This window comes from Nocardioides sp. TRM66260-LWL (genome assembly GCF_020075545.1).
GTDB lineage: Bacteria > Actinomycetota > Actinomycetes > Propionibacteriales > Nocardioidaceae > Nocardioides.
The window spans coordinates 419,865-433,888 of the sequence record NZ_JAIQZK010000002.1 but is presented as its reverse complement, the minus strand read 5'-3'; the positions used below and the strand labels follow the sequence as shown (position 1 = coordinate 433,888).

At 76.7% G+C, this 14,024-nt stretch carries 11 protein-coding genes; 7 read left to right on the top strand and 4 right to left on the bottom strand.

All coding sequences use genetic code 11. The features are described 5' to 3' along the window. Positions 1 to 178 precede the first annotated feature (178 nt). Both K8Z61_RS08610 and K8Z61_RS08605 read left to right on the top strand, forming a co-directional pair. Positions 179 to 1,483, top strand: a complete 1,305-nt coding sequence (locus K8Z61_RS08610; protein WP_224128463.1) for an HNH endonuclease signature motif containing protein — start codon at positions 179 to 181, stop codon at positions 1,481 to 1,483. 327 nt (positions 1,484 to 1,810) lie between these two features. Beyond that, entirely contained in the window at positions 1,811 to 4,603 is a 2,793-nt protein-coding gene (locus K8Z61_RS08605) for a hypothetical protein (protein ID WP_224128461.1), read from the top strand. 6 nt (positions 4,604 to 4,609) lie between these two features. On the opposite strand, the gene K8Z61_RS08600 is transcribed toward K8Z61_RS08605, so the two are convergent. Both K8Z61_RS08600 and K8Z61_RS08595 read right to left on the bottom strand, forming a co-directional pair. Further along, entirely contained in the window at positions 4,610 to 6,247 is a 1,638-nt protein-coding gene (locus tag K8Z61_RS08600; RefSeq protein ID WP_224128459.1) for a DNA repair helicase XPB, read from the bottom strand. 11 nt (positions 6,248 to 6,258) lie between these two features. Continuing rightward, positions 6,259 to 8,535, bottom strand: coding sequence for a helicase-associated domain-containing protein (locus K8Z61_RS08595; protein ID WP_224128457.1), 2,277 nt, complete (start codon positions 8,533 to 8,535; stop codon positions 6,259 to 6,261). Between the two features lie 24 nt (positions 8,536 to 8,559). Between K8Z61_RS08595 and K8Z61_RS08590 the strand changes: the two genes are divergently transcribed. From K8Z61_RS08590 to K8Z61_RS08575, 4 genes are read left to right on the top strand one after another with little or no spacing between them, the layout of a single operon-like run. Further along, a complete protein-coding gene (locus K8Z61_RS08590) occupies positions 8,560 to 8,919 on the top strand; it encodes an FHA domain-containing protein (protein WP_224128455.1) in 360 nt (119 codons plus the stop codon). Continuing rightward, a complete protein-coding gene (locus tag K8Z61_RS08585) occupies positions 8,916 to 9,365 on the top strand; it encodes a hypothetical protein (RefSeq protein WP_224128453.1) in 450 nt (149 codons plus the stop codon). The genes K8Z61_RS08590 and K8Z61_RS08585 overlap by 4 nt, the downstream gene beginning before the upstream one ends. Positions 9,366 to 9,370: 5 nt before the next feature. Then, on the top strand, positions 9,371 to 9,646 hold the full coding sequence (locus K8Z61_RS08580) for a hypothetical protein (protein WP_224128451.1): 276 nt from the start codon (positions 9,371 to 9,373) through the stop codon (positions 9,644 to 9,646). Between the two features lie 9 nt (positions 9,647 to 9,655). After that, positions 9,656 to 10,066, top strand: a complete 411-nt coding sequence (locus tag K8Z61_RS08575; RefSeq protein WP_224128449.1) for an SRPBCC family protein — start codon at positions 9,656 to 9,658, stop codon at positions 10,064 to 10,066. Positions 10,067 to 10,081: 15 nt separating this feature from the next. On the opposite strand, the gene K8Z61_RS08570 is transcribed toward K8Z61_RS08575, so the two are convergent. Further along, positions 10,082 to 10,789 carry an aspartate/glutamate racemase family protein gene (locus K8Z61_RS08570; RefSeq protein ID WP_224128446.1) on the bottom strand — a complete coding sequence of 236 codons (708 nt, stop codon included), beginning with the start codon at positions 10,787 to 10,789 and terminating at the stop codon, positions 10,082 to 10,084. A gap of 107 nt (positions 10,790 to 10,896) precedes the next feature. Here K8Z61_RS08570 and K8Z61_RS08565 point away from each other — a divergent pair, with 107 nt between their 5' ends. Beyond that, positions 10,897 to 11,814 carry a LysR family transcriptional regulator gene (locus K8Z61_RS08565; RefSeq protein WP_224128444.1) on the top strand — a complete coding sequence of 306 codons (918 nt, stop codon included), beginning with the start codon at positions 10,897 to 10,899 and terminating at the stop codon, positions 11,812 to 11,814. On the opposite strand, the gene K8Z61_RS08560 is transcribed toward K8Z61_RS08565, so the two are convergent. After that, on the bottom strand, positions 11,798 to 13,987 hold the full coding sequence (locus K8Z61_RS08560) for a S8 family serine peptidase (protein ID WP_224128442.1): 2,190 nt from the start codon (positions 13,985 to 13,987) through the stop codon (positions 11,798 to 11,800). The genes K8Z61_RS08565 and K8Z61_RS08560 overlap by 17 nt on opposite strands. Positions 13,988 to 14,024: the final 37 nt, after the last annotated feature.

The window sequence follows — 14,024 nt, the reverse complement described above, 5'->3', positions numbered from 1 at the left end:
GTTGCGGTCATGGCACTCGGTGGTCGCTCGCCGTCTCGGTACAGCGGGTGTTCCCCGTTCGCCGTCGCCGGCTCCGCCGTTGGTCTCTCTCAGTTGTCTTTGGCTGGGGTTTCGAAAACCTGGTCTGATCTGGGGATATCCACTTCACTTCGAACGCGTGTTCGCATAGAATCGGGCCATGCCCTCTCGGACCCCTCGGCTGCTGCGTGACAGCGACGCCCTGCGCGCTGCCATGGCTGCCCGGGCGGCTGCCGAGCAGTCCGAGCGGGACGTCTTCATCGCGGCTGCGGACTGGGCCATCGCCCACGTCGCGGGCACCGGCGACGTGGCGGGGTATGTGATCGACACGGGGATGATGCTGCCGCTGGCGGGTCCTGGGGCGCCGGAGGTGCAGGAGCATGCGGTCACCGAGTTCATCACCGCGCTGGGCATGACCCAGCAAGCCGGCTCGTTCTACGTCGGACACGCCCTCGAGGCCTGCGTCCGCCTCCCTCGGGTCTGGGCACGGCTCCTGCGCGGCGAGCTGACGGTGTGGCAGGTCCGCCGGATCACCGAGGACACCATCCTGCTCTCCGCCGAAGCCGCCGACCTGGTCGACGCCCGGATCGCCGCGTACGCCCACCAGGTGTCGCGCACCCAGATCTCGAACATCTGCCGGGTCGCGCAGGAGCACACCGACCCCGGTGACGCGATCCTGCGGAAGGCCCGCCAAGCCGAGCACCGGTGCTTCGAGGTGTGGATGGGTCAGGCCGGATTCGACGGCACCATCGACATCTCAGGCCGCCTCGACCAGCCCGACGCCGCCGACCTGGAGCGCGCCATCGCAGCGCTCGCCGAGCAGCTCAAGAAGGCCGGCTCCGAGGACACGCTGAACGTCCGCCGAGCCAAGGCCGCCGGCATGCTCGCCCGCGGCGAGCAGGCGCTTCCGCTCGAGGCAGGCGAGACCCCCACCCGGAACGCTCCGAGCCGGTCGCGGCACCTCACGCTCTACGTCCACCTCTCGGTGGACGCCGTCACCGGCGCCCTCGGCGACGTCGCCCGGAGCGAGGCGTCCCGGTCGCCCCTCGGCATCGACGTGATCAAGGCGTGGTGCCAGACCGCCGGCACCGCCGTGACCGTCCGGCCGATCCTCGACCTCGCAGCAGAGCGGTACTCCGACGCCTACGAGGTCCCCGACCTGATCCGCGAGCAGATCATCCTCAGAGACCACACCTGCGTGTTCCCCTACTGCCGCCGACCCGCGAGGTCCTGCGACGCCGACCACGTGCAGTCCTACGAATCCGGCGGCCCGACAGCGTCATCCAACCTGGCGCCGCTCTGCAGGAAGCACCACCGCCACAAGACCCACGACGGCTGGAGATACAAGCCAGCAGGACCCGACCAACCCGGCGTCTACCTCTGGCGCTCACCGAACGGCGTCCGCTTCCGACGCGACCGCCACGGCACCACCCTCACGGTGGTCGAGCCTGTCGAGACCCCCTAGTACGACGGCGGCTGAGCCCCATCCCGATCTCTGAGCCGCGCCCCGGTGGTTGAGCTTGTCGAAACCCCCGGGTCTCGACAAGCTCGACCACCGACAGCCAGCTCGCCCACCGCACGCACGGCCCACAGCCCGACACCGCCCGGTGATCGGGCCACGGGCGCGCCCGGGTCTCGACAGGCTCGACCATCGGACGCGGCTCGACCACCGGGCGCGGCTCGACCACCGGCGGGCGGTCCAGACCAGTCGTGGCCGTCGGATCGCCGCGGCAACCGTCGCGGTGCGCCGGCCGTCAGTAGGGTCAGCCCACCCACACGGACGGACCCGCCCATGCCCTCGCTCGCCACCCGCCGTCGGATCACCGCGATCCTCGCCACCGCCCTCGCCACGGGCCCGCTGCTGGGCGCCGTCGCGTCCGCCGATCCGGGCCCGCCGTCGACGCGGTCGATCCCGGCTGCGGGGGAGGGGTTCTGGGCGGTGCGCCCCGACGGCCCGGGTCGCTGGCAGGTCGCCTGGACGTCGCCGACGCCCCTGCCGATCGGATCCGACCGCCCGCGGATCGTCGTCGACGGTGCCGGTCGCGACGTCCGCGTCGGTCCGGTGACGCTGACCCGCACCCGCGTCGGCGCCCTCGTCACCGCCGACGAGGCTCCGCGAGTGCGGGACCTCGACGTCGTGCTGTCCGGGGACCGTCTCGACGAGCCGGGCGACGATCGCGCGGCCGGGTCGAGCGTCGGCGGCGCCTCGCCCCGCGGCGCGGCCCGGGACGCCGCGCCCACGACCCTCGCCGGGGTGCCGGTCGATCCCGGCGTGCCGGGCCCCTACACCGTCGTCTCGAGCGACGACACCCTGCCGTCGGTGCGCGTGCCCGGCGTCCCGCAGCCGATCGAGATGGTCGAGCACGTCGTCGAGCCGAGCCTCGACGCAGGACCCGCGCAGCGTCCGCTGGTGCTGATCCTCCACGGCCGGCACCAGGTCTGCTACACGCCGAAGGACGACGACCAGGGCTCCGACTGGCCCTGCGTCGCGCCGTCGCGCGAGATCGAGAGCCAGCTCGGCTACGACTACCTGCAGCGGCTGCTGGCCAGCCAGGGCTTCACCACGGTGTCGGTGCGGGTCAACGGCATCAACGCCCAGGACTACCGCCTCGCGGACGGCGGAGCGGACGCCCGCGCCCGCCTCGTCCGGGCCCACCTCGACCATTGGGCGACCATCGCCGCGGCGCACCGGGTCGACCTGCGCCGCGTCGTGCTGATCGGGCACAGCCGCGGCGGCGAGGGCGTCGATCGTGCGGCGCTCCAGATCCCGCTGTCGGCGCCCTACCGCGTCGTGGGCCAGGTCCTGATCGCGCCCACCGACTTCGCGGTGCAGGCGGCGCCGTACGTCCCGACCGTCGTCCTGCTGCCGAGCTGCGACGGCGACGTGTCCGACCTCGAGGGCCAGCGGTTCGTCGACGCCGGGCGCGACGTCGTGCGCGACGACACCGCCCTCCGCTCGGCGGTGCTGATCCGGGGCGCCAACCACAACTTCTTCAACACCGAGTGGACCCCCGGCCAGACCGACGCCCCCGCCACCGACGACTGGGGCGACGACCCGAAGTCGGGCTGCGGCGCCGGGTCGCCCGGACGCCTCGACGACGCGCAGCAGCGTGCGGTCGGCGCCACCTACGTCGCCGGCGCCACCCGCCTGCTGACGGGCGAGGACGACCTCCTGCCGATGTTCGACGGCCGGCCCGTCAGCCTCCCGTCGGCCGGTCCGGCCCAGGTGCTCTCCGCGGCGATCGGCGGCGGCCGCGACACGCGGCGTCCGCGGGTCGACGCCGGTCTCAGCCTCCCGCGGGGCGCGCAGACCTCGCTGTGCCTCGGCCAGGTCGCCTCCGACAGCTCGCGGACGGCCTGCGGGCAGGGGCTGACGGACTGGCCGACCACGGCGCACTGGCGCGTCGACGGCGGCGCCGAGACCGTCCGGTCCTTCCTCGCCCTGCGCTGGACCCGCGCCGGCCAGTCCGGCGGCCTGGCGCTGCGTCGCCCCCTCGACCTGCGCACGCGCCGACTCGAGCTGCGCACCCTCCTCGACCCCGGCAGCGTCGCCGACGGGTCCGGCGACGTGCCGCTGGACGTCCGGCTCACCGACGCGGACGGCACCACGGCCGTGCTCGCGCCGGAGCAGCCGTTGCAGGTGCTCCGCGAGGGCATGGCGCACGTCTGGGGCCAGACGCTCGCCGTCGAGCCCTCGACGGCGCCCGGCCTCGATCCCGCCCTCGACCTGCGGCGCATCGTCGCCGTCGACCTCGTCTCCCGGACGCCCCGGGGCCGCCTCTGGGTCGCCGACCTCTCCGCGGCCCCGACCGCCGACCTCGCGCCCGTGCCCGAGCGGCGTGTCGGCCTGGTATCGGTGCGCTCGGCCTCCACCGTCGAGGGCGACGGCCGCCCGAGCCTGCGCCACCTGCGGCTGCGGGTCGACGTGCGCGGCCTGACCCGCCCCGCCCGCGTGCTGGTGCAGCTCGTCGGCGCCGAGCGCGGCCAGCGCGAGCGCTTCCCAATCGACCTCGCGCCCGGCCAGACCACCGCCTCGATCAGCGTGCCCTACCGCTCGGACCGCCGCGACGACGAGTCGCGCCTGGCCACCCAGGTCGCGCTGTGGCCCTCGGACGGCGCGATGACCGACGCCTATCTGGCCACCGCGACCGTCACCGACGACGACCCGCCGCCGCACCTCTCGGTGCGCGCGCGGCGCACGAGCGTCGTCGAGGGCCGGCCGATCGTCTTCGAGCTGCGCACCGACCGGCCCAGCGACCGCGTGTACGTGTGGGAGACGCAGATCGTCGCGGCGCCGCACGAGCTGCACGGCGGCGACGTCGACCCGCGCTGGCTGCAGGAGCACGCCTGCTGCTTCGCCGAGCCGGACGGCCCGGACGCGGGGCGCGGCCCACGGATCGCGCGACCGCTCTCCGCGCTGCAGCCCTACCTGAACGCGGTGCTGCAGCCGGGCCAGCGTCGGGCGACGGTGGTGATCCCGACCCGCCGGGACGCGGTGCGCGAGGGCGTCGAGCGGCTGACCGTGCGGTTCACCCGCGGCACCCGCAGCGTCGTCCGGACGGTGCTGGTGCGCGACGCCGGCTGAGCGCCCTCAGCCGAGGTCGGCGGCGTCGACGATGCGGTAGGCGTAGCCCTGCTCGGCGAGGAAGCGCTGGCGGTGCGCGGCGAAGTCGGCGTCGACGGTGTCGCGGGCCACGACGGTGTAGAACCGCGCCACCTTGCCGTCGCGGCCCGGACGCAGCAGCCGGCCGAGACGCTGGGCCTCCTCCTGGCGCGAGCCGTAGGAGCCCGACACCTGGATCGCCACCTCGGCTGAGGGCAGGTCGATGGAGAAGTTCGCGACCTTCGAGACCACGAGCCGGCGGATCTCGCCGGACCGGAAGGCGTCGAAGAGCCGCTGCCGCTCGGCGACCTTGGTGTCGCCGCTGATCACGGGGGCGTCGAGCGCCGTCGCGAGCTCGTCGAGCTGGTCGAGGTACTGGCCGATCACCAGCGTCGGGGCGTCGCCGTGCTGCTCCACCAGCGAGCGGACGACGTCGACCTTGTGGTGGGTGCAGGCGGCGAGCCGGTAGCGCTCGTCCGGCTCGGCGGTGGCGTAGACCAGCCGCTCGGACTCCGGCAGCGAGACCCGCACCTCGACGCAGTCGGCCGGGGCGATCCAGCCCTGCGCCTCGATGTCCTTCCACGGCGCGTCGTAGCGCTTGGGGCCGATCAGCGAGAACACGTCGCCCTCGCGGCCGTCCTCGCGCACCAGGGTCGCGGTCAGGCCGAGGCGGCGCCGGGCCTGCAGATCGGCGGTCATCCGGAAGATCGGCGCGGGCAGCAGGTGCACCTCGTCGTAGACGATCAGGCCCCAGTCGCGCGCGTCGAGCAGCTCCAGGTGCGGGTAGACGCCCTTCCGGCGGGTCGTCAGCACCTGGTAGGTGGCGATCGTGACGGGACGGATCTCCTTCGACGTGCCCGAGTACTCGCCGATCTCGTCGGCGGTGAGCGAGGTGCGCCGCACCAGCTCGTCCTTCCACTGCCGCGCCGAGACGGTGTTGGTGACCAGGATCAGCGTCGTGGCCCGTGCCTGGGCCATCGCCGCCGCGCCGACGAGGGTCTTGCCGGCCCCGCACGGCAGCACGACGACGCCCGAGCCGCCGTGCCAGAACGAGTCGACCGCCTCGGCCTGGTAGGGCCGCAGGGACCAGCCCTCGGGGTCGAGGTCGATGGCGTGGGCCTCGCCGTCGACGTACCCGGCGAAGTCCTCGGCCGGCCAGCCCAGCTTGAGCAGCGCCTGCTTGAGGTTGCCGCGCTCGGAGGGGTGCACGGCGACGGTGTCGGGGTCGAGCCGCTCGCCGAGCATGCCGGCGACCTTCTTCGCGCGCAGCACCTCCTCGAGCACCGGACGGTCGGACGAGGCCAGCACCAGGCCGTGCACGGGGTGCTTCTCCAGGCGCAGCCGCCCGTAGCGCGCCATCGTCTCGGCGACGTCGACGAGCAGCGCGTGCGGCACCGCGTAGCGGCTGTAGGTGAGCAGGGTGTCGACGACCTGCTCGGCGTCGTGTCCGGCGGCGCGGGCGTTCCACAGGCCCAGCGGCGTCAGCCGGTAGGTGTGGACGTGCTCGGGGCTGCGCTCGAGCTCGGCGAAGGGCGCGATCGCCTTGCGGCACGCGGCGGCGTCCTCGTGGTCGACCTCGAGCAGGAGGGTCTTGTCCGACTGGACGATGAGGGGGCCGTCGTTCACAGCGGCCCAGCCTACGGAGCGTCCCCAGCGGGCCGGACGCTGACGATGCGGTGCACCGCGAACGCGCGCAGGGTCTCGGTGCGCGGGTCGAGCGCGGTGAGGCGCCCGCCCTCGACGGACATCGGCTCGACGGTGCGGTCGGTGGGCAGCCCGTCGTCGCCGATGACGCCGATGACGACGCTGGTGCCCGACTCGATCGCCTCGCGCAGCGCGGTGAGGGTCGCCGACGGCGTGGAGCGTCCGCGGGGGTCGACGGCGGTCGCGGGCGGCCGCACCGGCAGCGCGCGATCACCGGCCCGCAGGCCGGCGATGACGGCGGTGATCCGCGCGGTCTCGCGGGCGGCGCCCCGGGCGGCGGCGACCGGCGTCGTCTCCCGGGTCCGGGAGCGCAGCGGCTCGGGCCGGGCGATGTGCACGGTGCCGTCGGGCGCCTCGACCACCGGCGCGGCGCCGAGCTCGCGCAGCCGCTGCAGCAGCACGTCGACCGGCGTCGTCGAGATCAGGACGGTCGGGGCGAGCCGCCGCAGCCCGAGGGACGCGGCGCGCGGGTGGTGCAGCAGCTCGGTCAGCGCGGTCTCGTCGTCGGCGCGCAGGAACGACTCCGCGTGGCCGACCCGCACGGTGCCGAAGGTGCGGGCGGCGTCGTCGACGAGGTAGGTCAGCGGCTGCGGCACGGGCGTGCGCGACACCGAGGCCAGGAACGCGTGGATCTCCGCGGGCGTCCAGCCGGCGTCCAGGCCGCGCCGCACCGAGGAGGCGCCGAACCGGTAGACCGTGGCGCTGCCCCGCGACTCGACGTCGGCCAGCAGCTGGACCCGCCGCGCGACGGTCGGCTCGAGCGGGCCGGGCGCCACCGCGGTGAGGTCGGCCTGGAGGAGGACGTGGTCGACCGGCTCGGGCAGCGCCGCCGCGAGCGCCTCGACGGCCGCGTCGGTCTCGCCGTCGAGCAGCAGCCGCAGCGGCGTCGACGCCCCACCGAGGCCGAGCACGCCCAGGCGCTCTCCCTCGGCCAGCGCCCACCCGATCTGGTCGGTGCGCCCGCGCGGGCGCCGGGGCCGCAGCCACGCGAGCCGCTCGACCAGCGACGCCGGCCCGGTCGCGGCCGCGAGGGTGGTGCCCTCCGGCAGCGCGGCCAGCTCGTCGAGCACCATGCGACGCGTCTCCGCCTGGTGCGGGGCGGTGAGCTCGGAGGTGAGGGCGTTCCAGGCCTTGCCCGCGCCGTCGCGACGACCGACCTGGCCGGGCACCCGGTTCGAGACCAGCCAGCCGCTCACCAGCGTCCGCCACCGGTGGGCGGGCGACTCCTCGATCCAGGCGTCGACGGCCGTGGTCGGAAGCCAGGCCAGATCGCCCTCCGGCCCCAGGCCGTGCCCCAGGAGGCCGGCCGCATAGGCCAGCTCGACCCAGAAGGCGGCGGCCACGGGATCGGTCTGCAGCAGCTGCGCGGCGCCCTTGAGGTCGCGCACCGCGAGGCCGCCGCCGCGGAGCACCGAGGGCGGACGCACGCCCCACTCCTCGAGCAGCACCTCGACGTGGTGCAGCGCCTCGTGGGCCGCCCCCGCCGCGCCGCGGTCGACCAGCGCCTGGTCGCGCTCGGAGGTGAGCAGGGTCGGGCGGGGGTCGATCGGCGTCGTCGTCGTACGGCCCCCGCGCAGCACCAGCCCGACCTCCCCGGGCAGCACGACCGTGCCGCCGCCGCGCGGGGTCAGCAGCCGCCGGGCCAGCAGCTCCTCGGCGGGCGTGCGCGCGTCGGCCACCGACACGTGGGTGCGGGCCTCGGTGCGAGCCTCGCCCCCCTGGTCGAGCACGTGCAGCAGCAGGGCGCGGGCGGGCTCGGAGAGCGCCTCGACGGCCGCCGCGATCGTCTCGGGCGGCGCCGGCTCGGCGGACGACGGCCGCAGGCCGCTGGTGCCCGGGCTGCCGGCGAGCGCCTCGACGACGCCGGTCAGCGGTCGCAGGCCGGTCTCGGCCTCCCACGCCAGGGCGAGGTCGACCAGCCGGTCGAGCGCGGCCCCGACCTCGGCGGGATCGGCGTGCACGATCCCCAGGAGCGCCTCGCGGCTGGTTGGGCCGACCACGACCAGGGCATCGAGGACGGAGAGCTCCAGGCGGGTCAGCAGGTCGAGGGTGCGCAGCACCGACGAGCGCGTGGCCGCGCGGGAGGCCAGCTGGGCGGAGTCGGAGGGGGCGGGCGTGGCCAGATCGGGACGGTCGTGCAGGAGGCGGGCGAGCCGCTCGTCCGACCAGGAGCGCAGCTGGTCGGCGAGCGAGCGGTGTCCGGTGGCCATCGTCCCCACGCTAGCGGGCGCCGCGTGAGCGGCCCGGCGCCCGTCCTGCTGGCGCTCCCCGGCGGGGTCGTCGTGACGGTCGACGGCCCGATCGTGCTCGGCCGCGCGCCGTTCGGGGCGGCCGACGGGCGGCCGGGCGTGCGGGCCATCGCCGTGCCCAGCCCGCGGGCGGAGGTGTCCGCGGTGCACCTCGAGCTGCGACCGACGTCCGACGGGGTCGAGGCGCTCGATCTCGGCTCCACCAACGGCACCCTGCTCGTGCGCGAGGGGCGGCCCGTGGGCGAGCTCGAGCCCGGCCGGGCGCAGGCGTGGCCGCGCGGCGTCGAGCTCGACCTCGGCGACGCCGTGCGCCTGCGCCTGCTCGCGCCGGGTGATCGCGCGTGAGCGGGCGGGTGCCGGCGTCGGTCCGGCTGACGGCCGACGCGATCGACGCCGGCGTGCTCGGGGGCGCCGGCGCCGCGACCGCCGCCCTCCTCCACGCCGGCGCGGCCGGCGCCTGCGCGGCCGCGGCGCTCGCCCTCCTGCTCGGCCGGGCGGTCCTGGCCCCGCGCGGCCTGGCGCCGGGGGCGGCGGCGACCCGCTGGCGGTGGGTCGATCGGCAGGGATCACCCGCGCGGGCTCCGGCGGTGCTCGTCGTCACTCTCGTCGACCTCGTCGTGCTCGTCTGCTCCCTCGGCCTGCTGCTCCCCGCCTCGGCGCTCGCGCGGGGCGCCGATCCCGCCGGCCGGGGCTGGGGGGGCGGGCGGCGGGCGTCCGGCCCCGGCGGTGCGCGGCCCGGCCGCCGGTCGACGCCGCGGCGCCGCACCGCTCGCGTCCTCCGGTCGACGTGACGCCGGTGCTGCTCGCCCGCGACCAGGCGGCCCGGCGGCCCTGGCTGCTCGAGGACGAGCAGGGGCGGCGTCCGGCTGCGGGGGAGTGGCGGACGGTGGCGCTGCAGCCCCGGGCGGACCAGCTGCTCGCGCGGGCGCGCTCGGCGGGCGTCGTGCTCGCGCGGGGCCGGGCCCGTCGGCCGCTCCCGCTCGACCGCGCCGTCGCGCTGCGGGAGGGCGACGTCCTCGTCGCTCCCGACGGTCGTGTGCGGATCCTGCGCCCGGACGAGAACCTGTTCTAGATTGCGGTCATGACCTTCACCCATCGCGGCGAGATCGTCGTCGCCGCCCCGCCCGCCGCCGTCTGGCGGCTCTGGAGCGACGTCGCCTCCTGGCCGCAGTGGGATCCGCCCGTCGAGGCGGTCGAGCTGCCCGGCCCGTTCGCCGCGGGCGCCGCCGGCACGCTGACGCTGGCCGGCGGCATCGCGGCGCCTGTGGTGCTCACCGTCGTCGAGCCCGGTGCGCGCTACGTCGACGAGCTGCGCCTGGGCGAGCTGGTGATCACCATCGACCACCGCGTCGTCGAGCACCCCGACGGCGCGCTGGTCGCCGTCGCCACGACCATCGAGGGCCCCGGCGCCGACGACGTCGGGCCGATGGTCACCGCCGACGCGCCGCGCGCCCTCGAGGCGCTCGCGGCGATGGCGGTCGCCGCCGGCTGAGGACGCGTCCGCGTCTCAGGCCGGCAGCGCGGCCCCGTCCAGGCAGAACCGCGCCGCGGCCGCGGCGTGCACGGCCATCGAGTCCAGCACCGGCGTCCGGGCGTCGTCGGGGCCCAGCAGCAGCTGGATCTCGGTGCACCCGAGCACCACCGCGCCCGCGCCGGCCGCCTCCAGCCGCTCGACCATCCGCCGGCAGGCCGCGGCGCTGCTGGCGTCGACGACCCCGCGGGTGAGCTCGTCGAAGACGATCCGGTCGAGCTCGACGCGCGCGGCGGCGTCGGGGACGAGCACGTCGAGCCCCCGCGCGCGCAGCCGGCCGACGTAGAAGTCCTCCTCCATCGTCCAGCGGGTGCCGAGCAGGCCAAGCCGCTCGACGCCCCGGGCGAGGGCGGCGTCGGCCACGGCGTCGGTGACCCGCAGCAGGGGCACGTCGATCGCCGCCTCCACGACGTCGGCGACCCGGTGCATCAGGTTCGTGCAGATCAGCACGGTCTCGGCGCCGGCGTCCTGGCAGCGACGCGCGGCGTCGGCCAGCAGTGCTCCGGCGGCCTCCCAGTCCCCGGCCAGCTGCATGGCCCGCACCTGCGCGAAGTCGAGCGACTGGAGCGTCAGCGGCGCCGACGCGTGGCCGCCGAGCCGCTCCTGCACGGCCGCGTTGATGGTGCGGTAGTAGTCCATCGTCGAGTACCAGCTCATGCCGCCGACCAGGCCGATCATCCTCATGCGGCCAGTGTGGACGGCCCGTCGCCTCCCAGGAATCCCCCTTCTCCTGGCGGAGGCCATCAGTGCTGCTGATGGCCTTCGGGAACGATCGGTGACAGCCTGGGGGCATGGCCCTCGATCCGCGTCGCGTCCTCGTCTTCCGCACGGCCGCGCGCGCCGGCTCGCTGAGCGCCGCCGCGCGGGAGCTCGGCTGGACCCAGTCGGCGGTCAGCCAGCACCTCCAGGCGCTCGAGCGGTCCGTCGGCTGCCCGGTGCTGCTGCGCGGTCCCGGCGGGGTGACGCCGACCGAGGCGGGTCGGGCGCTGCTCGTGCGGGCCGACGCGATCGCCGCCGCGCTGCACATGGCCGAGGAGGAGCTGGTCGGCCTGACCCGGCTGCGCCGCGGCCGCGTCCGGGTGGCCGCCCATCCCTCGGCCGCCGCGACGCTCCTGCCGCGCGCCCTCGCGGCGCTCGAGCGCGACCACCCCGGACTCGACGTCGTGCTCACCGAGGCCGAGCCGCCCGAGGCGATCGCGCTGGTCGCGGACGGCGAGGTCGATCTGGCCGTCGCCTTCGAGTACGCCGACGCGACCGGCTCGCCGCCGGCGGCGGTGCGCTGGACCCCGCTGGCCGACGAGCCGGTCGACCTCGTGCTGCCGCCCGGGCACCGGCTCGCCGGGCGCGCGCGCATCCGGCTCGCCGAGCTGGCCGAGGACGCCTGGGTCATGGGCTGCGAGCGCTGCCGCGACCACGTGGTGCGGCGCTGCGCCGAGGCCGGCTTCGTGCCCGGCGTGCGCCACGTCAGCGACGACTACGTCGTCGTGCAGCACCTGCTCGCGCAGGGCCTCGGCGTGGCGCTGCTGCCCCGCTCCGCGCTGGAGGCCTACCGCCACCCCGACGTCGTGGTGCACGAGGCGCGCTCGTGGGGCACCCGCACCTGGGGCGTGGTGCACCGCGACGGCGCCGAGCTGGTGCCTGCGACGGCGGCGGTGCTGGCGCGGATCCGGGAGCTCGCGGCCCCGGCCCGGGTCAGCGTCCGATCGTGACGGGCAGCCGGGTGCGGGTGCCCGTGGCGCCCCGCCACAGCACGTAGCCGTCGTCGCGGCCCGAGCCGGCGGCGACGCGCACCGTGAAGGTCGCGGACTCCCCGGGCGCGAGCCGCAGGGCGGCCGGCCGGACGACCACCCGGTGGCGGTCGAACCCGCCGGCGGAGGAGGAGAAGTAGAGCGAGCGCCGGGTCACGTTGGTGACCGTGCGACGGGCCGTGCGCGACCCCTGCAGCCCGATCGAGGGCACGTTGACGTCGGCGCCGCCCTCGAGCCACCTGCGGTAGCCGTCCCGCGGCACCAGCAGCGCGAGCCCCGGCCGGGCGGCGCGCTCCGGATCGAGGACGCCGGCGCCCGCGCGCGTGACCGGCGCGCCGGCCACCGGCCTCGCCGTGGTGACCAGGGACGAGCGGACGACCGCCGCCGGCAGGTGCCGGCTGAGCAGCACCGCGGCCTCGCCGGCGACGGCGGCCGTCGCCGCCGAGGTGCCGGCCAGGTACGTCCACCGCGGGTCGCGGCGTCCCGAGGCCGCCAGGACGCCCGCTCCGGGAGCGACGAGGTCGGGCTTCACCAGCGGCCAGCCGGGGTCGCCCGAGGCCGAGAGGGGGAGCACGCGGGGTCGGGTCGTCTCCGCCCCGGTGGACTCCAGTCGTGCCTCGCCCTCGCCGCCGGCGCGGGCCAGTCGACGCAGCAGCCGTCGGCCGTCGCGAGCGCCGACGTGCACCGTGGGCACCGCGTGCAGGTCGGACTCCAGGGGCTGGGAGGCGGTCTCGTTCACGAGCACCATGCCGACGCCGCCGGCCGCGGCCACCTCGGCGGAGAGGTCGACGCGCCCGGCCCGTCCGCGCTCGCACACGACGATCCGGCCCCGCACCCGCCTGGCGTCCAGCGAGCCCGGCCGGCACCCCGCGGCGTCGCCCGGGCGCACCCCCGCGGCCGCCGCGCGTCGTCCGGCGACCAGGCGCGCCGGCCCGACGCCGTCGGTGGCGGTCATGACGCCGGCCAGGCGCAGCGGCCCGCGGGCGTCCAGCGAGGCGACGACGCGTCCGCGGCGCACCGTCCCGGTGCTCGCGCCGACCGAGAGCACCCACGGGACGGCGTGCGCCGCGTCGCGTCCGGCGCCGCCGTTGCCGGCCGAGGCCACGACGACGACGCCGTCCTCCGTCGCGCCGAGCAGGGCGCGGTCGAGGGCGTCGAGGCCCTCGGCCGTCGCGGGTCGGGCGGGCGGGCCGGCCACCGGCACGGCGAGCACGTCGACGCCGTCGGAGACCGCGGCGTCGACCGCGCTCACCAGATCGGCGGTCGAGCAGCCGTCGTCGGCGGGATCGGGCGCGGTCCAGCAGGCCTTGTAGGCGGCCAGCCGGGCCAGGGGGGCGCGTCCGGAGAAGCGGGTGGTGCGGGCGTGGGGCAGGCGCACCGGGGTGTCGGCGTTCCCCGCGATCAGCGAGGCCACCGCCGTGCCGTGACCGGCGTCGTCGGCAGGCGAGAGCGAGGCGCCCGACCGGACGCGCGCGGCGCCGAAGCCGGCCACGAAGAAGCGTCCGCCGACGACCTTGCCGGTGCAGTCCGAGGGATCCCAGGCGCCGTCCTCGCTGGCGCGGCAGTCGCCGATCGGATCGGCGCGCGGCCCCAGCCCGGGCACGGAGGCGAAGAGCGGGTCGTCGGCGTCGAGCCCGGAGTCGACCACGCCCACCACGACCCCACGGCCGGCGCCCGGTCGGCCTCCGCCGTCGTCGGACGTGCGCTCCGCCCCGCCCGCGGCGGCCGACGGCACGGGCGCCGCGGTCAGCCGCCGTCGGACGTCGGGCTCGACCGCGGCGACGCGGGGGTCGGCGGCCAGCGCCGCCGCCTGGTCGGGGGTCAGGCGCACGGCGACCCCGTCGAGCGCGGTCGTCCAGCGGTAGACCGGGGGCGGGGCGTCGACGGCGGCCAGCACGGCGTCCTGCTCGGCCACCAGGCCGACGCTGCGGAACGCCTCGGGCAGCAGCGCGGCCGGGCCCGCGGTGCCGGGACGGTCGAGGGAGACCAGGTGGAGCCGGGGAGCCTCGACCCCGACCCCGACCCCGACCCCGACTCCGACGACGACGGCGGCGCGGGCCGCGGGTGCGGGGGAGGCCGGTGCCAGCGGCGCGAGCGCGCAGGCCAGCGCGACGCCTGCGAGCCGCCTGCGCATGGGTCCCTCCCGATCCTCGATCCGCTCCCGGCGTCCA